This is a genomic window from Achromobacter sp. GD03932, from assembly GCF_029839485.1.
Classification (GTDB): Bacteria; Pseudomonadota; Gammaproteobacteria; order Burkholderiales; family Burkholderiaceae_B; genus Achromobacter; species Achromobacter bronchisepticus_A.
The window spans coordinates 103044-121663 of record NZ_JAOCAT010000003.1; the positions used below are offsets into that span (position 1 = coordinate 103044).

General features: G+C 66.2%; 21 protein-coding genes. 17 read left to right on the forward strand and 4 right to left on the reverse strand.

The genetic code is table 11. From position 1 onward, the window contains the following. Positions 1 to 11: 11 nt before the first annotated feature. The 12 genes from N5C88_RS03775 (at position 12) to ppa (ending at position 10489) form a co-directional block, all read left to right on the forward strand. On the forward strand, positions 12 to 539 hold the full coding sequence (locus N5C88_RS03775; protein ID WP_280014711.1) for a 4'-phosphopantetheinyl transferase superfamily protein: 528 nt from the start codon (positions 12 to 14) through the stop codon (positions 537 to 539). Between the two features lie 80 nt (positions 540 to 619). Next, a complete protein-coding gene (locus N5C88_RS03780) occupies positions 620 to 1222 on the forward strand; it encodes a DUF2889 domain-containing protein (RefSeq protein ID WP_059379336.1) in 603 nt (200 codons plus the stop codon). Positions 1223 to 1232: 10 nt separating this feature from the next. Beyond that, positions 1233 to 2393, forward strand: a complete 1161-nt coding sequence (gene sucC / locus N5C88_RS03785; RefSeq protein WP_059379204.1) for an ADP-forming succinate--CoA ligase subunit beta — start codon at positions 1233 to 1235, stop codon at positions 2391 to 2393. A gap of 22 nt (positions 2394 to 2415) precedes the next feature. Continuing rightward, positions 2416 to 3297, forward strand: a complete 882-nt coding sequence (gene sucD / locus N5C88_RS03790) for a succinate--CoA ligase subunit alpha (RefSeq protein WP_013392545.1) — start codon at positions 2416 to 2418, stop codon at positions 3295 to 3297. A 353-nt stretch (positions 3298 to 3650) separates the two neighbouring features. Then, positions 3651 to 4349 carry a TerC family protein gene (locus tag N5C88_RS03795; RefSeq protein WP_118933340.1) on the forward strand — a complete coding sequence of 233 codons (699 nt, stop codon included), beginning with the start codon at positions 3651 to 3653 and terminating at the stop codon, positions 4347 to 4349. 111 nt (positions 4350 to 4460) lie between these two features. Further along, positions 4461 to 5180: a TerC family protein gene (locus N5C88_RS03800; RefSeq protein ID WP_059379201.1), complete on the forward strand. Its 720-nt coding sequence runs from the start codon at positions 4461 to 4463 to the stop codon at positions 5178 to 5180. Further along, positions 5167 to 5289: a hypothetical protein gene (locus tag N5C88_RS03805; protein WP_042792647.1), complete on the forward strand. Its 123-nt coding sequence runs from the start codon at positions 5167 to 5169 to the stop codon at positions 5287 to 5289. The genes N5C88_RS03800 and N5C88_RS03805 overlap by 14 nt, the downstream gene beginning before the upstream one ends. 9 nt (positions 5290 to 5298) lie before the next feature. Next, the gene (gene hemC, locus N5C88_RS03810; protein ID WP_059379200.1) at positions 5299 to 6246 is read left to right on the forward strand and encodes a hydroxymethylbilane synthase; all 948 of its coding nucleotides are present in this window, start codon (positions 5299 to 5301) and stop codon (positions 6244 to 6246) included. Then, positions 6246 to 7064, forward strand: coding sequence for a uroporphyrinogen-III synthase (locus N5C88_RS03815; RefSeq protein ID WP_280014712.1), 819 nt, complete (start codon positions 6246 to 6248; stop codon positions 7062 to 7064). Before hemC ends, N5C88_RS03815 begins: the two co-directional genes overlap by 1 nt. A 37-nt stretch (positions 7065 to 7101) precedes the next feature. Further along, positions 7102 to 8295, forward strand: coding sequence for a uroporphyrinogen-III C-methyltransferase (locus N5C88_RS03820; RefSeq protein WP_059379198.1), 1194 nt, complete (start codon positions 7102 to 7104; stop codon positions 8293 to 8295). A 5-nt stretch (positions 8296 to 8300) separates the two neighbouring features. Then, positions 8301 to 9926, forward strand: coding sequence for a heme biosynthesis HemY N-terminal domain-containing protein (locus N5C88_RS03825; protein WP_280014713.1), 1626 nt, complete (start codon positions 8301 to 8303; stop codon positions 9924 to 9926). A gap of 32 nt (positions 9927 to 9958) precedes the next feature. Continuing rightward, positions 9959 to 10489 (forward strand): inorganic diphosphatase, encoded by a 531-nt coding sequence (ppa, locus tag N5C88_RS03830; RefSeq protein ID WP_013392552.1) that lies wholly within the window; start codon positions 9959 to 9961, stop codon positions 10487 to 10489. Between the two features lie 100 nt (positions 10490 to 10589). Here the strand turns inward: ppa and N5C88_RS03835 are convergent, their stop codons facing one another. The 4 genes from N5C88_RS03835 to N5C88_RS03850 all read right to left on the reverse strand — a co-directional run bounded on the left by N5C88_RS03835 (position 10590) and on the right by N5C88_RS03850 (position 13863). Further along, on the reverse strand, positions 10590 to 11408 hold the full coding sequence (locus tag N5C88_RS03835) for an IclR family transcriptional regulator C-terminal domain-containing protein (protein ID WP_059379194.1): 819 nt from the start codon (positions 11406 to 11408) through the stop codon (positions 10590 to 10592). 15 nt (positions 11409 to 11423) lie between these two features. Further along, complete coding sequence (locus N5C88_RS03840; RefSeq protein ID WP_280014714.1) at positions 11424 to 12185, reverse strand: SDR family NAD(P)-dependent oxidoreductase; 762 nt, start codon at positions 12183 to 12185, stop codon at positions 11424 to 11426. Further along, complete coding sequence (locus N5C88_RS03845; protein WP_059379190.1) at positions 12185 to 13396, reverse strand: ABC transporter substrate-binding protein; 1212 nt, start codon at positions 13394 to 13396, stop codon at positions 12185 to 12187. Before N5C88_RS03845 ends, N5C88_RS03840 begins: the two co-directional genes overlap by 1 nt. Positions 13397 to 13464: 68 nt before the next feature. Further along, positions 13465 to 13863, reverse strand: a complete 399-nt coding sequence (locus N5C88_RS03850) for a cupin domain-containing protein (protein ID WP_054451069.1) — start codon at positions 13861 to 13863, stop codon at positions 13465 to 13467. A 173-nt stretch (positions 13864 to 14036) separates the two neighbouring features. On the opposite strand from N5C88_RS03850, the gene fabG reads away from it, so the two are divergent. From fabG to N5C88_RS03875, 5 genes are read left to right on the forward strand one after another with little or no spacing between them, the layout of a single operon-like run. Continuing rightward, positions 14037 to 14816 (forward strand): 3-oxoacyl-ACP reductase FabG, encoded by a 780-nt coding sequence (fabG, locus tag N5C88_RS03855; RefSeq protein WP_059379187.1) that lies wholly within the window; start codon positions 14037 to 14039, stop codon positions 14814 to 14816. Between the two features lie 10 nt (positions 14817 to 14826). Beyond that, positions 14827 to 15588: an ABC transporter ATP-binding protein gene (locus N5C88_RS03860; RefSeq protein WP_054451071.1), complete on the forward strand. Its 762-nt coding sequence runs from the start codon at positions 14827 to 14829 to the stop codon at positions 15586 to 15588. A gap of 1 nt (position 15589) precedes the next feature. Next, complete coding sequence (locus N5C88_RS03865) at positions 15590 to 16282, forward strand: ABC transporter ATP-binding protein (RefSeq protein WP_054451072.1); 693 nt, start codon at positions 15590 to 15592, stop codon at positions 16280 to 16282. A 13-nt stretch (positions 16283 to 16295) separates the two neighbouring features. Next, positions 16296 to 18173, forward strand: coding sequence for an ABC transporter permease (locus tag N5C88_RS03870; protein WP_059379186.1), 1878 nt, complete (start codon positions 16296 to 16298; stop codon positions 18171 to 18173). After that, positions 18173 to 18475, forward strand: a complete 303-nt coding sequence (locus N5C88_RS03875) for a Dabb family protein (RefSeq protein ID WP_059379184.1) — start codon at positions 18173 to 18175, stop codon at positions 18473 to 18475. The genes N5C88_RS03870 and N5C88_RS03875 overlap by 1 nt, the downstream gene beginning before the upstream one ends. Positions 18476 to 18620 lie beyond the last annotated feature (145 nt).

Genomic DNA, 18620 nt, shown 5'->3' on the forward strand with positions numbered 1-18620 from the left:
AGGGCGCCCCGGTGGAATTGTGGCTGCTGCATCTGCCAGCGTCCCGGCCAAGGCAGCGCCAGGCCGCCCGGGATTGGCTGACCGCGGAACTGGCGCGGCGCGACCCGCAAGCCGCGCCCGGTTGGACCGAAACGCCCAAGGGGCCGAGGATGCCCGCGGGCGCGCGCTGGAACAGTTCCTTCTCTTACTATGGCCCCTATATCCTCTGCGGCCTGTCCCGGCTGGGTCTGCCGGGCGTGGATCTGACCGGCGCGCAGTCGTGGACGGGCGATGCGGACGTTATCAGCCTCTATTGCGGTCCGCGGGCTGCCGCCGAGCTGGCCGCCAGTCGGCCGGCGGCGCGGGCGGACGCCTTCGCGCGCGCCTGGAGCGCGCTGGAGGCGCGCCTGAAAGCCTGCCGGCGGGGACTGGAGGAATACTCCCCGGAGCGAGAGCGCCATCTGGCCGCCGCCCGCATCACCTGCCAGCTGCAGCACCAGGGCCTGTGGGTGGCCGCCGCGCTCTGCGGCGGTGCGTCAGGCGCCAGTCAGGGGGCTTGATCGCAGGCCGCCTGCGCTATACTTTGAAGGTTTTGTTGCCGCGCACCATGCGCAGGCATCTCGCCCCGCAGGCCCCCAGCATGCCCTTGCCACCGCCGGACTATCCTCGCCAACCATTGCACACGCGTTCCATACGCGTGCAGTCGTATGCGCGCGAAGACGGGCTCTGGGACCTGGAAGCCGAGCTGATCGACGTCAAGGCGTACGATTTCCCCAAGCGCGACGGCGAGATGTTCAAGGCCGGACAACCCATCCACCACATGCATCTGCGCATCACCATCGACGAGAATTTCGCGATCGTGGCGGCGCAGGCCGTCTATGACGCCGCTCCCTACGGCGAGCATTGCATGGCCATCGAACCGGCTTACACTGATCTGATCGGCATGAACCTGCTCAAAGGGTTCCGCCGGCAGGTCAAGGAGCGGTTCGGGCACGTGGAGGGCTGTACGCACATGACCGAGCTGTCGCAGGTGCTACCCACCGCGGCAGTCCAGACCATGGCCAACCGCCGGCGGCAGGAAAACAACCCGAACCGGCGTCCATTCCAACTGGACGGCTGCCACGCGCTAAGCACCCGCGGCCCGGTGGTGGCTGAGCACTATCCCAAGTGGTACACCGGGGGTAGCGCTGAGGCATCGGCCGATTCGTCCTCCGATTCACCTTCTTTTTCTCATACGTCCTGACAGGTAACACATGAAAATCCACGAGTATCAAGGCAAGGAACTGCTGAAGCAATTTGGCGTCCCCGTGCCGCGCGGGATTCCCGCTCTTTCCGTCGACGAGGCCGTGGCTGCCGCTGAAAAGCTGGGTGGACCGGTGTGGGTCGTCAAGGCACAAATTCACGCGGGCGGCCGCGGCAAGGGCGGCGGCGTGAAGCTGGCGCGCTCGCTGGACGACGTCCGCAAGCTGGCCTCGGAAATCCTGGGCATGCAGCTGGTCACGCACCAGACCGGCCCGGAAGGCCAGAAGGTCCGCCGCCTGTACATCGAAGACGGCGCCGACATCCAGAAGGAATACTACGTGTCGCTGGTCACCGACCGCGCCACCCAGAAGGTTGCCTTCATCGCTTCCAGCGAAGGCGGCATGGACATCGAGGAAGTGGCCCACTCCACTCCCGAGAAGATCATCACCGAATACATCGACCCGCTGACCGGCCTGTCGGCCGAGCAAGCCACCAAGATCGCCAACGCGATCGGCCTGCCCGCTGACTCCACCGCCCAGGCCGTGGACGTGTTCCAGAAGCTCTACAAGTGCTACATGGACACCGACGCCTCCCTGGTCGAAATCAACCCGCTGAACCGCGACAGCAAGGGCAACATCATCGCCCTGGACGCCAAGTTCAACTTCGATCCCAACGCCCTGTTCCGCCACCCGGAAATCGTCGCCTACCGCGACCTGGACGAAGAAGATCCGGCTGAAATCGAAGCCAGCAAGTTCGACCTGGCCTACATCCAGCTCGACGGCAACATCGGCTGCCTGGTGAACGGCGCCGGCCTGGCCATGGCCACCATGGACACCATCAAGCTGTTCGGCGGCGAGCCGGCCAACTTCCTGGACGTCGGCGGCGGCGCCACCGCCGAGAAGGTCACGGAAGCCTTCAAGATCATGCTCAAGAACAAGAGCGTGAAGGCCATCCTGGTCAACATCTTCGGCGGCATCATGCGCTGCGACGTCATCGCCGAAGGCGTGATCGCTGCTTGCAAGGCCGTCAACCTGAACGTGCCGCTGGTCGTCCGCATGAAGGGCACCAACGAAGAACTCGGCAAGAAGATGCTGGCCGACTCCGGTCTGCCGATCATCAGCGCCGACACGATGGCTGAAGCCGCCACCCGCGTCGTAGCCGCCGTCAAGTAAAGAAAAATCCAAGGATTCACAAATGTCGATTCTGATCAACAAGGACACCAAGGTCATCACCCAGGGCATCACGGGCAAGACGGGCCAGTTCCACACCCGCATGTGCCGTGAGTACGCCAATGGCAAGGCCGCTTTCGTGGCCGGCGTGAACCCCAAGAAGGCGGGTGAAGACTTCGAAGGCGTGCCGATCTTCGCTTCGGTGAAGGACGCCAAGGCTGACACCGGCGCCACCGTGTCCGTCATCTACGTGCCGCCCGCGGGCGCCGCTGCCGCCATCTGGGAAGCCGTCGAGGCCGAACTGGATCTGGTGATCTGCATCACCGAAGGCATCCCGGTCCGCGACATGCTGGAAGTCAAGAACCGCATGAAGGCCAAGGGCAGCAAGACCCTGTTGCTGGGCCCGAACTGCCCGGGTCTGATCACCCCCGACGAAATCAAGATCGGCATCATGCCCGGTCACATCCACCGCAAGGGCCGCATCGGCATCGTCAGCCGTTCGGGCACCCTGACGTACGAAGCCGTGGCGCAAGTCACCGAGCTGGGCCTGGGTCAATCCAGCGCCGTCGGCATCGGTGGCGATCCCATCAACGGCCTGAAGCACGTCGACGTGCTGAAGATGTTCAATGACGATCCCGACACCGACGCCGTCATCATGATCGGCGAAATCGGCGGCCCGGACGAAGTCAACGCTGCCGAGTGGGCCAAGGACAACATGAAGAAGCCGGTCGTCGGCTTCATCGCTGGTGTCACCGCTCCTCCCGGAAAGCGCATGGGCCACGCCGGCGCGCTGATCTCCGGCGGCGCCGACACTGCCGACGCCAAGCTGGAAGTCATGGAAGCCTGCGGCATCCGCACCACGCGCAACCCGTCCGAAATGGGCAAGCTGCTCAAGTCGGTGCTGTAAAAAGCGCCTGGCCGCTCGTCTGGACGCTGCTTGCGTCCGGCGTGCGGCCTGCTGGCGGAAGTCCCGCTCCCGGCGTCAAACCCCTGGCTCCCGGCGGCTGGCATCCGCCAACCCAAGCCCGCTATGGCGGGCTTTTTTTCGTTTTTTTTCCGCAATCCTAGGGAAATCCCGCGTCCATGGCGCGGCCTGGCAAACATACGGAAAGCTGAACGAAACTATAATGAAAGAAATTCCACGCGTACCAAGCAAGAATGCCGCCGGGCTCGCACCAAGGCGGTCAGTACGATTTTTTTATCTTTTTTCACCCATTCATTTGGTTCGTCCTAGGGGGATCACACCTAGGAAAGAGAGGCATGGAACTCAGTTCAGCGGCATTCTGGATAGCGTTGCTCCAGATCATTTGGGTCAACATTCTGCTATCGGGCGACAACGCCGTGGTTATTGCGCTGGCGGCGCGTTCGCTGCCTCCGGCCCAACAGAAAAAAGCGATCGTGGTCGGCTCCGCCGCGGCGATCATCATGCGTATCGTGCTGACGCTGGTAGCGGCCAAGCTGCTCCTGCTGCCGTGGCTCAAGCTGATCGGCGCGCTGCTCCTGGTCTACATCGGCGTGACGCTGCTGTTGCCCGAAGGCGAGGAAGACGGCGGCGGCAAGACGCAAGGCAATCTGCTGACCGCAATCCGCACTATCATGATTGCCGACCTGGTCATGAGCCTGGACAACGTGGTGGCCGTTGCCGCCGCCGCCATGGGCGACACGACCTTGCTGGTGTTGGGCCTGGCCATCAGTATCCCGCTGGTCATCTTCGGCAGCACGCTGCTCCTGAAGGTCATCGAGCGCTTTCCGGTCATCGTCTGGGTGGGCGCGGCGCTCCTGGGTTTCATTGCTGGCGAGTTGCTGGTGGGCGATCCGGCCCTGGAAGAACCCGTGGCGCGCATCGATGCGGCCCTGGGAATCACGCAGCATAGCTTTGCGTTGATGACGGGCGTGCTGGGCGCGGTGCTGGTGCTGGCTATCGGTAAAGTTTTGCTGATGCGCCAGAAAGCTGACTGAAAGCTGAATTATACTAATAAGTTGTACTGAATAAGCTCGCCGCGCCATGCGCGGCGAGCCTTGCCGGACCGGGACCGGCCACTCTTTTCATAATGCCTTCGGGGGTTCATAGTGCTTGAGTTTTTCCAGACGCTGAGTTGGACAGCGGTATTCCAGATCATCCTCATCGACATCCTGCTCGGCGGCGACAACGCCGTCGTGATCGCGCTGGCTTGCCGCAATCTGGCGCCCAAGCAGCGCATGCAAGGCATTCTGTGGGGTACCGCGGGCGCCATCATCCTGCGCGTGGTCCTGATCGCCTTCGCCCTGACGCTGTTGTCGATTCCCTTCCTGAAGGTCGTGGGCGGCCTGCTGCTGGTCTGGATCGGCGTCAAGCTGCTGATTCCCGAGGATGATGCCCATGGCAACATCAAGGGCGGCACATCCATCGCCGCCGCGATCAAGACCATCATCATCGCCGACTTCGTGATGAGCTTGGACAACGTGATCGCCATCGCCGGCGCCGCCCAGAACGCCCACGCCGACCATCAGATCGGCCTGGTCGCCTTCGGCCTGATCGTCAGCGTGCCCATCATCATCTGGGGCAGCACCCTGGTGCTCAAGCTCATCGACCGCTATCCGCTGGTGGTTACGCTGGGCGCGGCACTGCTGGGCTGGATCGCCGGCGGCATGCTGATCACCGACGTGGTTGTCGAACGTCAATTCGGCGTACAGCCCACTGCGGTTAAAATCGGCGCAGAAATCATTGGCGCCTTGCTCGTTGTTGTCCTTGGACGGTGGCTGGCAAGCCGCAAAACCGCTTCCAAGGAATCAGCACATGAGTCTGCGTAGATCCACCGATCCCCAGCAATCCGAATCGGGCCTGAGCCTCCTTCAGGGCCTTTTCGTGCTGGCCATCCTCGGGGTGGTCGCGACGGTCATCGTCTCCAATTTTGTTTGATGCCGTCTCGTGTCTCTACCGCAACGCCTGGTCATCGCGACCCGCGCCAGTCGGCTTGCCCTGTGGCAAGCCGAGCATGTGCGCGACCGGCTGCGCACGCTGTACCCGGCGTGCGCGGTTGAGCTGCTCACCCTGACGACCCGAGGCGATCAGATCCTCGACCGCACGCTCTCCAAGGTGGGCGGCAAGGGTCTCTTCGTCAAGGAACTCGAAAACGCGCTGCTCGACGGGCGCGCCGATCTGGCCGTGCACTCCTTGAAGGACGTGCCGGTCGATCTGCAAGCCCCGTTCGAGCTTTGCGCCGTCCTCGATCGCGCGGATCCGCGCGATGCCTTCGTCTCCAATACCCATGACTCGCTGGCCGACTTGCCGGCGGGCGCCGTCGTAGGCACGTCCAGCCTGCGCCGCGAATCGCAGATCCGCGCGCGCTATCCCGAGCTGGTGGTCAAGCCTTTGCGCGGCAATCTCGACACCCGCCTGGGCAAGCTCGACAAAGGCGAATACGACGCCATCGTGCTGGCTGCGGCTGGCCTGGAGCGTCTGGGTCTGGGATCGCGCATCCGCAGCCTGCTCGAACCGGAAGACAGCCTGCCTGCCGCCGGGCAGGGCGCCCTGGGCATCGAGATCCGCGACGACCGCGACGACATGCGCGCCTGGCTGGCCCCCTTGATCAGCGCCGGCACCACCTCCTGTGTGGTGGCTGAGCGCGCGGTGTCCCGCAAGTTGGGCGGATCTTGCCAGGTGCCCCTGGCGGCGTATGCCGAGATCGCCGGCGGCACTTTGTCGCTGCGCGCGCTGGTGGCGTCGCCCGACGGCGTGCGCATGGTCCATGCGGCCCGCAGCGGCCCGGTGGCCGAGGCCCAGGCGATCGGCGAGGCCGCGGCGCAGGCGCTGCTGGACGCGGGCGCGCAGGACATCCTGCGCGAACTGCTGCAAGACCCGCCCAGAGCCGACTGATGGCCATGGCGTCCGCTGCCGCCGAACCGCCGCGGGTCGCCATCCTGACGCGGCCCGAAGGTCGCAACGAGGCGCTGGCCGACCGCCTGGCCGGCGCCGGCTGGACGTCCTGCATTCTTCCCGCCCTGGAAATCCAGGCCTTGCCCGCCGCCGCGGGCGGGCCGCCGCGCCCTGCCGACTTCGACATGGTCGTGTTCGTCAGCGGCAACGCGGCCAAGTTGTACTTGGAACAGTGGGCACAGGCCGACGGGGCGGCTCCCTGGCCGGCTGGCGTCATCGCCGCAACGGTCGGGCCGGCCAGTGCCCAGGCCTTGCGCCTATCCCCCTGTTTTGGCGTGAATACAACAGTTTTGCATCCCCCCGAAAGCGCGCCCAGTCACGACTCCGAGGCGCTCTGGGAGGTTTTGCAGGGGCTGCCGCAAATGCCCGCCCGCGTGCTGCTGGTGCGCGGCACGCAGGGCAGGGACTGGCTGGGCGACAAGCTCGAGGCGCAAGGCGCTGCCGTGACGCGCCATGCCGCCTATCTGCGGCGCCCCGCGAGCTGGGGAGCGGACCAGGTCGCCAGCCTGCGGCGCTGGGCTGACGCGGGCATTCCAGCCACCTGGCTGATCACCAGCGGCGAGGGCGCTGAGGCGCTGCGGGCCGGCCTGGACGCGGCCGGGCTGGCGGACTGGTGGGCGCGGTGCCGCTTCGTACTGACGCATCCCTCCTTGGAACGCCGTCTGCCACAGGCCTGTCATGAAGGCGGGGCGCGGCCGATGGTAAAAATCTGCTTGCCCAACGACGAGTCGATATTCCAGGCTTTTGTTGCTGCTTGATTCGTTGCATCGGACTGACACCGAATACAATCGCGTCATGACAGACAAGACTCCCGCTACCGATCCGGTCGTTCCGACGGCCGCCCCGGGTGCAAGCGCGCCCGCATCGGCCCCGGCCGATTCCGTCAAGGCCCGTCCGGCCAAGCGCGGCAGTGGCCCGTTGGTCCCCGCCCTCATCATCCTCATCCTGCTGGCAGCCGGCCTGGGTTACGCCCTCTGGATGCAGCGCACCCAGTTCGTGTCCGCCGGCCGCGAAGTCGCCACGCGCCTTGAAACGCTGACCGCCGACTTGGCGCAGGCCCGCAAGGACACCCGCGAGGCCCTGGCCCTGGCGCAAGCCCAGGCCGGCCGTGTCGGTGAACTCGAAGACACCGTGCGCGAAACGCAAAGCCAGTACAGCGCCCTGCAACTGGCCTGGCAGAACTTCAACGACAGCGCCAGCGACGAACTGCTCGCCAACGACGTCGAACGCCTGCTGACCATTGCCAACCAGCAACTGCGCCTGGCGGGCAACGTCTCCAATGCGATCGTGGCGCTGGAAACGGCGCAATCGCGCCTGGCGCGCGCCGACCGCCCGCGTTTCTCCAGCCTGCAGCAATCCATTAACGGCGACCTGGACCGCCTGCGCGCCGTGTCCACCGTGGATATCCCCGCCCTGTCGGCCCGCATCGACCGCCTGGTGGCGCTGATTGGCAAGGCGCCCCTGCTGGTGCCGGACGCCGCGGCCCCGGGCGTGGCGCCCGCCGGCGAAAGCGCTCCGGCTGCCGCGCCGGCCCCCGCGGTCGATCCGCTGGCCGGCCTGCCGGCCGACGCGCCCTGGTGGCAGCGCTGGCGCGCCGAAATGGCCTCCTGGCCCGGCCGCGCCGGCTCCGCGCTGGCGCATGAACTGGGCGGCCTGATCACGATCCAGCGCGTGGACGAGCCCGCTGCCTTGCTGCTGTCGCCCGAACAGGCCGACCAGGTGCGCGGCACGCTGCGCCAGCGCCTGCTGACCGCGCAACTGGCCATGCTGATGCGCCAGCCCGCCGTCTGGAAGAGCGAACTCGACAACGTCGGCGTCACGCTCGCCAAGTATTTCGACGGCCGTTCCCCCGACACCGTCGCGGCCCAGACCCTGGCGCGCGAACTGGCGCAGACCGACATTGCCGTGCGCATGCCGGAAGTGGCCGACAGCCTCAACGCCGTGGCCGCGCTGCGCGCCGCAGGCTTCAAGACCAGCGGACAGGACTGAGGCTTATGCGTACCTGGTTCTGGACTCTGCTGCTCGCCGTCATCGCCGTCGCCTTGGCGGTGGTGCTGCGTTCGCACTCCGGCAACGTGCTGTTGCTGGTCTGGCCGTGGCGCATCAGCATGTCGCTGACGCTGGCGGTCCTGCTGATCGTCGCGGCCTTCATCGTGCTGTACGTGGGCCTGCGCCTGCTGGCATGGCTGCTGGCCATTCCCGACCGCGTGCGGGCCTGGCGCGGCAAGCGCGCCCAGGCGCGCGACCACGAACTGCTGGAACGCGGCTGGATCGGCCTGCTGGAAGGGCGCTACACCACCGCCGAAAAAGATCTGACCAAGCTGCTGGACCAGACCAAGGTCCAGACGCGCCGTGTGCTGGCGGCCTTGTCCGCCGCCCGCGCCACGCATGGCCTGGGCGAGTTCGACCGCCGCGACCGCCTGCTGGCGATCGCGCAGGAACAAGCCGGCACGGACGCCGGCCTGATCGAAGCCACTGCCACCGTGTCGGCCGACATGCTGCTGGACCAGGGCCGCGCCGAGCGCGCGCTGGCCGTGCTGGAGCCGCTGGCCGACGGCGGCGCGCGCCATCTGCACACCATGCGCCTGCTGCTGCGTGCGCACACCGCCTTGCATCACGACGAACAGGTCTTCACGCTGGCGCGCGGCCTGGTACGTCGCAATGCGCTGGCCCGTTCCGAAGCTGATCAGTTGATCGACGCCTCGGGCGCGGCGCGTCTGCGCGCCGCCGCCGCGGGCGGCAGCGATGCCTGGCGCGCCATCTGGAAGGATCTGAAGGCCGAGGAGCGCCTCCTGCCGGAAATCGCGCTGGCGGGCGCGGCGGCGTTCGAGGCTGCCGGCGAAGCCAGCGAGGCCGCGCGCGTGCTGGAAGCCGCGGTCGCCGTGAAGTTCAATCCGGCCCTGGTGGCCGCCTACGCCCGCTGCGAAGCCGAACAAGTCTCGCGCCGGCTGGCCCGCGCCGAGACCTGGCTGCAACAGCGTCCCACCGATCCGGACCTGCTCACCGCGCTGGGCATGCTGTGCCTGAACGGCCAGCTCTGGGGCCAAGCCGAACGCTATCTGCTGCGCAGCCTCAGCCGCCGCAGCGATGCGCAGACGCATGCGCTGCTGGGCAGCCTGTATGACCGCCTGGACCGTCCCGCCGACGCGGTGCGCCACTGGCGTCTGGCAACGGCGGCCAGCATGGCGCTGCCGGTGCTGGCGGCGGATGCCGCCTTGCCGGCAGCGGACACCGGTTCCGATCCTTATCGCGTGGACGCCGAAGGCGGCTATGCGGTGGGTCTGTCCGACGTCGACAGCGACGACACCGAACTCGGCGGCGATTACCCCGCGTTGCCGCCGGCCGTGGCGGCCTCGGCCTCCGACTACGTGCTGGATCCGGACGCCCGCGTGAACAAAGAACAGCGCGAGCGCGCGCTGGCTCCCGAGGACGCTCCGCTGGCCGGCGGCAGTACCTCCGACATCGACGAGTACTTCGACAGCGCCCCCATCCCGGCGGCGGCTTTCGATGATCCCGTGCCCACGTACGCGCCGGCTACGCCCGCAGGGTCCAAGCCCGCGCCGGCCGCCGCGCCCGTGCCGGCTACCAAGCCGCCGTTCAAGGACGACGGCTCGATTTGAACAATCCTTCAGACACACAACAAGGTTGAATCATGAGTCTTGATCGCGTCTCCCCTGGCAAGAAGCTGCCGGAAGACTTCAACGTCATCATCGAAATCCCCATGAACGCCGACCCGGTGAAGTACGAGGTCGACAAGGACACGGGCGCGATTTTCGTTGACCGCTTCATGCTGACCGCCATGCACTACCCGTGCAACTACGGCTACATCCCGCAAACCCTGTCCGAAGACGGCGACCCCGCCGACGTGCTGGTGCTGACCCCGTTCCCGATCCAGATCGGCGCGGTGGTGCGCTGCCGCGCCATCGGCGTGCTGGAAATGGACGACGAGTCGGGCGGCGACGCCAAGCTGTTGGCCGTGCCGATCGAAAAGCTGTACCCCCCGTACCGCAACATCAAGTCCTACGAAGATCTGCCGGCGGAAGACATCTCCCGCATCCAGCATTTCTTCGAGCACTACAAGGACCTGGAAAAGGGCAAGTGGGTCAAGGTCAAGGGCTGGAAGGGCCTGGACGCCGCGCACGAGGAAATCGTTCGCAGCGCCGAGCGCTACAACAAGGCCTGATCTCAGGTCTGGACCTGGCCGGCTTTTTTTTTGCCGCCGGGCCGTCCCAAGGCAAAAACGCCCCCTCGGGGGGCGGCAAGCCGAAGGCGCGGCGTGGGGGCTATTTTGACCTGGCTGGGGTCTTGATGCGGCGCGGCCGCGACGGCATGATGCCGATCGCCGCCGCGCCGTTGCTTTGCGGGGCCTGCAGATTGCGCGATACCTGCGCGGCCGCGATCTGGATGCGCGCCTGCAGTACCTCCAGCCGCTCGGCCGAGGTGCGCGCTTCCGCGGCGATGAATACCAGGCTGCCCACGACCTTCTGTTCGGCGCTGAAGATGGCCGAGCCTATGCCTATCAACCCCGGGTCGACCTCGCCATGCGACACGTACACCCCGGCCGCGCGCAGGCGCTTGAGGTTGGCGCGGAACTCGTCCCAGTCCTCTCCCAGCCCGGCCTCGCGGATTTCCGCGGCGTGCCACAGCATCAGGTTGCGCAGCTGATACGGCGGCAGGTTGGCCAGGATGGGCTTGGCGGTGGCGCCATGGAACATGGTGTAGGGACGGCCGCGCGCATAGCTCGATTCGATGGAATCGTCGGTCCAGTAGCGGTCCACGCACATGACCTTGTCGCCGTAGTAGTTGCACAGCATCAGGTTGGCGTGCAGCTCGTCGCCGGTGGCGCGCATGACGTCACGCGCCGCGCGCATCAGCGGATCGTGCTGGCGCAGGTGGCGGTCCAGCTCGATGATGCGCGAACCCAGCACATAGGCGCCGCCCGAGGTCGGCGCCAGCAGCCCGCTTTCGGTCAGCGACTTGAGGTAGCGGTAAGCCGTGGCGCGCGAGCAGTCCAGATGCGCCATGACGTCTTCCTGGAACGCGGCGGTGGTGTCGTCGCGAAAGAGGTCGAGGATGGACAACATGCGGTCTGGAGTGCTCATTGCGGGAGGGCGCGCCTAGTGAATGTGGAAGCCGCCATTGACGTCGACCACGATGCCGGTTGAGTAGGAGGACAGGTCCGAGGCCAGGAAAAGTATGGCCTGGGCGACTTCGGCGGGCGAGCCGAAGCGCTGCAGCGGAATGCCCTGTTTGAGTTCTTGTTCCCAATTTTCGCCGAATTTTCCCAGCGTCATGTCCGTTTCGATGATGCCGGGCGCCACGCAATTGGCACGCACCCCGCGCGGCCCCAGCTCGCGGGCCAGCGCCTTGGTGAAACTGATGACGCCGCCTTTGGACGCCGCATAGTGCGAACCGCCCAGGAGACCGCCGCCGCGCAGGGCGGCGGTGGAACCCAGGTTGACGATGGCCGGGCGCCGCGGGCTTTGCAGCAATTCGGGCAGCGCCGCATGCGTGACGTTGTAGGTGCCGGTCAGGTTCACTTCCACCATGCGGCGGAACTCGTCCTCGGGCAAATCCCAGATGCGCGTGGCCGCGACGATGCCGGCGTTGTTGACCAGCACGTCGATGCCGCCGAGCGCTTCCCGGGCGCGCGCGACCGCCGCCTCGCAGGAGGCCGAGCGGGACACGTCGCAGTGCAGGTCGATGCGGCCCGCGGCCAGTGCCGCGTTGGCCCCCTCCGGATAAGCCTGGTCCAGCACCGCGACCGTGGCGCCCTGGGCGATGAAGAGCTCGACGATGGCGGCGCCTATGCCACGGGGGTTGGCGCCCCCCGTGACAATGGCGCGCTTGCCGGCCAGCAGTCCAAGCGCGCCGTCCATCACGATTTCACCAGCGGGCAGGCGCCGTCCTTGAGCGGACGGAAGGCCTGTTCGGCCGGAATCTTGCGCACCAGGTTGTAGTAGTCCCAGTCGCGCTTGGATTCCGAGGGCTTCTTGACCTGGAACAGGTAGAGGTCGCGCATGATGCGGCCGTCCTCGCGGATGCGGCCGTTCTCGGTCATGAAGTCGTTGATGGGCGTCTCATGCATCTTCTTCAGCACCGGTTCGGAAGCGTCCGTGCCTGCGGCCTTGACGGCATTCAGATAGTGCATGGTGGCGCTGTAGTTGCTGGCCTGGACCATGGACGGCATGCGGCCGGTGCGCTTGAAGTAGCGCTCGGACCATTGCCGCGACTTGTCGTCCAGGTCCCAGTAGAAGGGTTCCACCAGGTTCAGGCCCTGCGCGTATTCCAGTCCCACGCTGCGCACGTCCACGATGCTCATGAAGAGGGCGGCCACGCGCTGCTTGCTGCCCATGATGCCGAATTCGAACGCCTGCTTGATGCTGTTGATGGTGTCGCCGCTGCCGTTGGCCAGGCCGATCACCTGGGCCTTCGACGCCTGCGCCTGCAACAGGAACGAGGAGAAGTCCGCGCTGGCGATGGGGTGGCGCACGCTGCCCACGACTTGGCCGCCCTTGGCCTTGACCACTGCCATGGCATCGCGTTCCAGCGAATGTCCGAAGGCGTAGTCGGACGTGATGAAGTACCAGCTCTTGCCGCCGTCTTCCATGACGCCGTTGGCCACGCCGGTGGCGTAGGCGTAGGTGTCATAGGTCCAGTGCATGCCGTTGGGCGAGCAGGCCTTGCCGGTCAGGTCGGCGGAGCCCGCGCTGGTGAAGATGACCACGCGCTTCATCTGGCGGGTCAGGTCCTGCACCGCCAGCGCGATGGCGGAGTTGGGCACGTCCAGGATCAGGTCCACCTTGTCGTTCTCGTACCAGCGGCGCGCGGTCGCCACGCCGATGTCGACCTTGTTCTGGTGGTCGGCCGAGATCACTTCGATGGGCTTGCCCAGCACGGTGCCGCCGAAATCCTCGACGGCCATCTTCACGGCTTCCACGCCGAACTTGCCGGACAGGTCGGCCATCATGCCGGACTGGTCGCCCAGCACGCCGATCTTCACGACGTCATCGGACACCTGGGCCTGGGCGGATACGGACAGGGCGCCCAGCACGCAGGCGGCCAGGCTGTTCTTCAAACGGGTCTTCATGGGTATGTCTCCTCGGGGGCTAGTTTCTGTGCGCGCCATCCTGTGCCGGACGGTCGCGCCGGGGCCGCTTACTCCAGCGTCTGGCCGGCGTAGGCGTCGATGAACATATTGGGTTTCAGGAAGAAGCTCAGCACCAGGGCGCCGTTGGGCGCGCGCGCCACGTGCCGGTTGCCGCGAGGGCGCCACACGTAGTCGCCGGCGCAGACCTCGCCTTCGGCGTCGACGATCGAGCCTTCCAGCACGAAGGTCTGTTCGACTTCCACGTGCTCATGCAGCGGCAGCTCGGTGCCGGGCTGCCAGCGGAACAGGGCGGTCAGCAAGCCGGTCTCCTTGTCCTGCATCAGCACCTTCATGTCTATGCCTTCCACTTGCGTCGGTTTCCATGGCAGATCGGCAACCTTGAGGAAGCGTGAAGCCAGGGGCGGCAAGGCGTTGGCTGCGGGGCAGCCGGGAGTTTCCAGGGCCATGATGTCTCCTACCAGAACTCTTTATGAGAGATAAAGAAAAAATCTTGTTATTGAGTGGTTAAAAATAGTCGCGTATATTGAGATTTATGTCAATCATGTTTTCGCCGGACGGAAGCATGCAGCGACACAGCCGGGCCAAGAAATCCGGCATATATAAAACCAAGGAGACAAGCTTGAAACACGACTATCTGGACCGCACGTTCGGTCTGGCGGGGCGCGTCGCGCTGGTGACGGGCGCGGCAAGGGGACTGGGCTACGCCATCGCGCGGGCATTGGGGCAGGCAGGCGCCCAGGTGGTAATCAACGATCTGTCCGGCGAAGCCTGCGCCGCCGCCTGCGAGCGCCTGGCGGCCGAAGGCATCAAGGCCCATGGGGCGCCTTTCGATGTCGCCGACGAACAAGCCGTGGCCGATGCCGTCGCGCAACTGGAGAGCGCCGGGCTGGAAATTGATGTGCTGGTCAGCAATGCCGGCAACCAGAACCGCAAGCCCGTGGTGGAGATGAGCTCCGCCGAATGGCAGGCCTTGCAGAACGTGCACGTCAACGGCGCCTTCCATTGCGCGCGGGCCGTGCTGCCCGGCATGGGCAAGCGCGGCTTCGGCCGCATCGTGCTGATGTCGTCCGTGGCGGGGCAGGCCACCATGCCCAATATCGCCGCCTACGCCACCGCCAAGGGCGCCATCGCTGCCTTCACCCGCGCGCTGGCGGTCGAATACGGCGCCAGCGGCATCACCTGCAATGCGCTGGCGCCCGGCTTCGTGCGCACCGATTTCACGCAGGGGCTGCAGGACAATCCGCAGTTCCAGTCCTTCCTGGCCACGGCGGTGCCGACTGGCCGCTGGGCCGCGCCGGAAGATATCGCGCCTGCCGTGGTCTACCTGGCCTCGCCGGGCGCTTCGTTCGTCAACGGACACGTCCTGGCGATCGACGGCGGCCTGCTGGCCCGCATGTAGGAGCGCGCCCATGAACACCCCAGCGGTCCTGTCCGCGCAGGGATTGGTCAAGCGGTTCGGCGGCTTCAATGCCGTCGACGGCGTGTCCTTGTCCCTGCGCGAAGGCTCCATCCATGCCTTGATCGGCCCCAATGGCGCAGGCAAAACCACCTGCTTCAACCTGCTGACCAAGTTCCTCACGCCCGACGCGGGCGTCATCCATTACCGCGGCCGCGACATCACGGCGCTGGCGCCCGAGCAGATCGCGCGCCTGGGCATCGTCCGCTCGTTCCAGATATCCGCCGTGTTCCTGGGCCTGACGGCGCTGCAGAACATGCGCGTGGCGCTGATGCGCCAGCACGGCGACGGCTGGCGCTTCTGGCGCAGCCGCAGCAGCATCGACCGCCTGAACGGCCGCGCCATGGAACTGCTGGACGCGGTCGGCCTCTCCGGCCTGGCGCATACCACGGCGGCGCTGCTGCCTTACGGCCGCAAGCGCGCGCTGGAAATCGCGATGACCCTGGCCCTGGAACCGGAAATCATGCTGCTGGACGAGCCCATGGCGGGCCTGGGCCAGGAGGACGTGACCCGCATCGCCGCGCTGATCCGGCGCGCGTCCGCCAACCGCAGCATCCTGATGGTCGAACACAACCTGTCGGTGGTGGCGGATCTGTCCGACACCATCACGGTGCTGGCGCGCGGCGCGGTGCTGGCCGAGGGCGACTACGCCACCGTGTCCAGCGACGAGCGCGTCATCACGGCCTACATGGGCTCCGACGAGGAGGCGCACTGAGATGCTGGTTATCAAGGACCTCAACGCCTGGTACGGCGAATCCCACGTGCTGCACGGCGTGGACATGGAAGTCAGGCGCGGCGAGCTTGTCACCATCCTGGGCCGCAACGGCGCGGGCAAGACCACCACGCTGCGCGCCATCATGGGCATCATGGACAAGCGCCGCGGCTCCATCCGCCTGAACGGCCAGGAGACCGTGGGCATGGCGGCACACCGCATTCCGCGGTTGGGCGTGGTGTATTGCCCCGAAGAACGGGCCGTGTTCCGCAGCCTGGACGTGACCGAAAACCTGATGCTGCCGCCGCGCCTGGCCGATGGCGGCATGTCGCTGGACGAGATCTACACGCTGTTTCCCAACTTGCGTGAACGCAGCGCCAGTTCCGGCGGCAACCTGTCCGGCGGCGAACAGCAGATGCTGGCGATCGCGCGCATCCTGCGCACCGGCGCCCAGCTCATCCTGCTGGACGAGCCCACCGAAGGCCTGGCGCCCGTCATCGTGCAGCAGATCGGGCATGCCATCCGCACCTTGAAGGAGCGGGGCTTCACCATCGTGCTGGTCGAGCAGAACTTCCGTTTCGCGACCAAGGTGGCCGACCGCCACTACGTCATGGAGCACGGCTGCGTCGTCGACCAGCTGTCGGCAGAAGAAGCGCGCAACGATCCCGAGCGGATCAAGCGCCGCCTGGGCGTCTGAGGGGAGAATCCACGTGTTCGAAATATTCGGCGTGCCGTCCACGGCACTATTCGGCCAGCTCCTGCTCGGCCTGATCAACGGTTCGTTCTACGCGCTGCTGTCGATCGGGCTGGCGGTGATCTTCGGCCTGTTGAACATCATCAACTTCGCCCACGGCGCGCAATACACGGCGGGCGCGTTCCTGGCCTGGATGCTGCTGAACTACCTGGGCGTGAACTACTGGGCCGCCCTGGTGCTGGTGCCGCTCATCATGGCCGTGTTCGCCATCGTGGTCGAGCGCCTGCTGATCTCGCGCACCTACCGCATGGACCATCTGTACGGCCTGCTGCTGACCTTCGGCATCGCGCTGCTGATCGAAGGCGGCCTGCGTCAGGCCTATGGCGTATCGGGGCTGCCTTACACGATACCCAAGGCGCTGTCCGGCGGCGTCAACCTGGGCTTCATGTTCCTGCCCTGGTACCGCGGCTGGGCGGTGGCGGTATCGCTGGTGCTGTGCCTGGCCGTCTGGGTGCTGATCGAGAAGACCCGCGTGGGCGCCATGCTGCGCGCGGCCACCGAGAATCCGACGGTGGTGCGTTCATTCGGCATCAACGTGCCGCTGCTCATTACTCTGACCTACGCGCTGGGTGTGGCGTTGGCGTCGGTGGCGGGCGTGATTGCCGCGCCGATCTACCAGGTCAGTCCGATGATGGGCTCCAACCTGGTGGTGGTGGTGTTCGCGGTGGTGGTGATCGGCGGCATGGGTTCCATCATGGGCGCCATCATCAGCGGCTTCGGCCTGGGCATCATCGAAGGCCTGACCAAGGTGTTCTATCCCGAGGCCGCCAACCTGGCGATCTTCATCATCATGGTGCTGGTGCTGCTGTGCAAGCCCGCGGGCCTGTTCGGCAAGCCCCTGCAGGTGCAGAACGTGCTGGCAGCCGAGGCGACGCGCGAGCCGGTGCAGCTGAGCCGCCGCGGCATGCGCGTGGCAATGGCGGCGCTGGCCGTGGCCGCCCTGGCCGCGCCCTGGTTCATCTATCCGACCTTTCTGATGAAGGTGCTGTGCTTCGCGCTGTTTGCCGCGGCCTTCAACCTGCTGGTGGGCTACGTGGGCCTGCTGTCGTTCGGCCATGCCGCGTTCTTCGGCGCGGCTGCCTACGCGACCGGCATCGTGATGAAGCTGCTGAGCGCCACGCCCGAGCTCGGCCTGCTGGCCGGGGTGCTGACGGGCGGCCTGCTGGGCCTGGCGTTTGGCGCAGTCGCGATCCGGCGCCAGGGCATCTACTTCGCGATGATCACGCTGGCGTTGTCGCAACTGGTCTACTTCATCGCGGTCCAGGCGGGCTTCACCGGCGGCGAGGACGGCCTGCAAAGCGTGCCGCGCGGCAAGCTGTTCGGCATCTTCGATCTTGAAGGCGTGATGCCCATGTATTACTTCACGCTGGCTGTGTTCGCGCTGGGCTACGCCTTCGTGCTGCGCGTGTTGAACTCACCCTTCGGCGAGGTAATCCGCTCGGTGCGCGACAACGAGCAGCGCGCCCGCTCGCTGGGCTACTCCACTTCGCGCTACAAGCTGATGGCGTTCACGCTGTCGGCCTCGGTGGCGGGGCTGGCCGGCGGCCTGAAGGTGCTGGTGTTCGGTGTCGCTTCGCTGACGGACGTGCACTGGCATGCCAACGGCGAAGTAGTGCTGATGGCGCTCCTGGGCGGCATCGGCACGGTGTTCGGGCCGCTGGCCGGCGCCTTCACCTTCGTGTCGCTGCAAAACTACCTGGCGCCGCTGGGCTCCTGGGTGCTCATCGTCCAGGGCGCGATCTTCGTCCTCTGCGTCCTCCTGTTCCGCGACGGCATCATGGGACTGGTCTCGCGGGCCTGGCTGGCGCTTACCCGCAAGAAAAAGGAATCCTGATGTACTTGCATGTCGTAATGCTGCAGCTGTCGGAGGCCGCCGACGGCCGTTTCCATGACCGCGTCCAGGGCTATTGCCAGCGCATCCTGGCCGAGTGCGATGGCGTGGCGGGCTACTCTTTCCGGCCCAACGAGGCCAGCCGTTCTGATGGCCTGACCCATGCCGTGGTGGCGGCTTTCGCGGACAGCCCCGCGCATGACCGCTACCAGGTCTCGCCCGCGCACCAGGAGATGAAGGCCTACATGGCCGGCTTCATCGAGCGCCTGGTGGTGTATGACGGGGAAATTCCTACGTTCAGCTGAATAGCCCGAACCGCGCCCAGCCCCCCGGAAAGGGATAAACTCGCGGATGACTTTTCATCGTCTGGCCGCCCGCAGGGAAGGCCGCCCGCGGTAGCGGGCGCCTCGCGGGGCTGGCTGTTTTCTATTGCCGGATTCCGGCCACGTA

Coding starts and splice junctions, on each gene's coding strand:
- N5C88_RS03805 (WP_042792647.1), top strand. CDS start 5,167: ATGAGTCTGCGTAGATCCACCGATCCCCAGCAATCCGAATCGGGCCTG.
- N5C88_RS03835 (WP_059379194.1), bottom strand. CDS start 11,408: ATGAGCACTCCAGACCGCATGTTGTCCATCCTCGACCTCTTTCGCGAC.
- N5C88_RS03845 (WP_059379190.1), bottom strand. CDS start 13,396: ATGAAGACCCGTTTGAAGAACAGCCTGGCCGCCTGCGTGCTGGGCGCC.
- N5C88_RS03875 (WP_059379184.1), top strand. CDS start 18,173: ATGTACTTGCATGTCGTAATGCTGCAGCTGTCGGAGGCCGCCGACGGC.
- N5C88_RS03820 (WP_059379198.1), top strand. CDS start 7,102: ATGACAGACAAGACTCCCGCTACCGATCCGGTCGTTCCGACGGCCGCC.
- N5C88_RS03860 (WP_054451071.1), top strand. CDS start 14,827: ATGAACACCCCAGCGGTCCTGTCCGCGCAGGGATTGGTCAAGCGGTTC.
- N5C88_RS03865 (WP_054451072.1), top strand. CDS start 15,590: ATGCTGGTTATCAAGGACCTCAACGCCTGGTACGGCGAATCCCACGTG.
- sucC (WP_059379204.1), top strand. CDS start 1,233: ATGAAAATCCACGAGTATCAAGGCAAGGAACTGCTGAAGCAATTTGGC.
- sucD (WP_013392545.1), top strand. CDS start 2,416: ATGTCGATTCTGATCAACAAGGACACCAAGGTCATCACCCAGGGCATC.
- N5C88_RS03780 (WP_059379336.1), top strand. CDS start 620: ATGCCCTTGCCACCGCCGGACTATCCTCGCCAACCATTGCACACGCGT.
- ppa (WP_013392552.1), top strand. CDS start 9,959: ATGAGTCTTGATCGCGTCTCCCCTGGCAAGAAGCTGCCGGAAGACTTC.
- N5C88_RS03840 (WP_280014714.1), bottom strand. CDS start 12,185: ATGGACGGCGCGCTTGGACTGCTGGCCGGCAAGCGCGCCATTGTCACG.
- N5C88_RS03815 (WP_280014712.1), top strand. CDS start 6,246: ATGGCCATGGCGTCCGCTGCCGCCGAACCGCCGCGGGTCGCCATCCTG.
- N5C88_RS03825 (WP_280014713.1), top strand. CDS start 8,301: ATGCGTACCTGGTTCTGGACTCTGCTGCTCGCCGTCATCGCCGTCGCC.
- N5C88_RS03850 (WP_054451069.1), bottom strand. CDS start 13,863: ATGGCCCTGGAAACTCCCGGCTGCCCCGCAGCCAACGCCTTGCCGCCC.
- N5C88_RS03795 (WP_118933340.1), top strand. CDS start 3,651: ATGGAACTCAGTTCAGCGGCATTCTGGATAGCGTTGCTCCAGATCATT.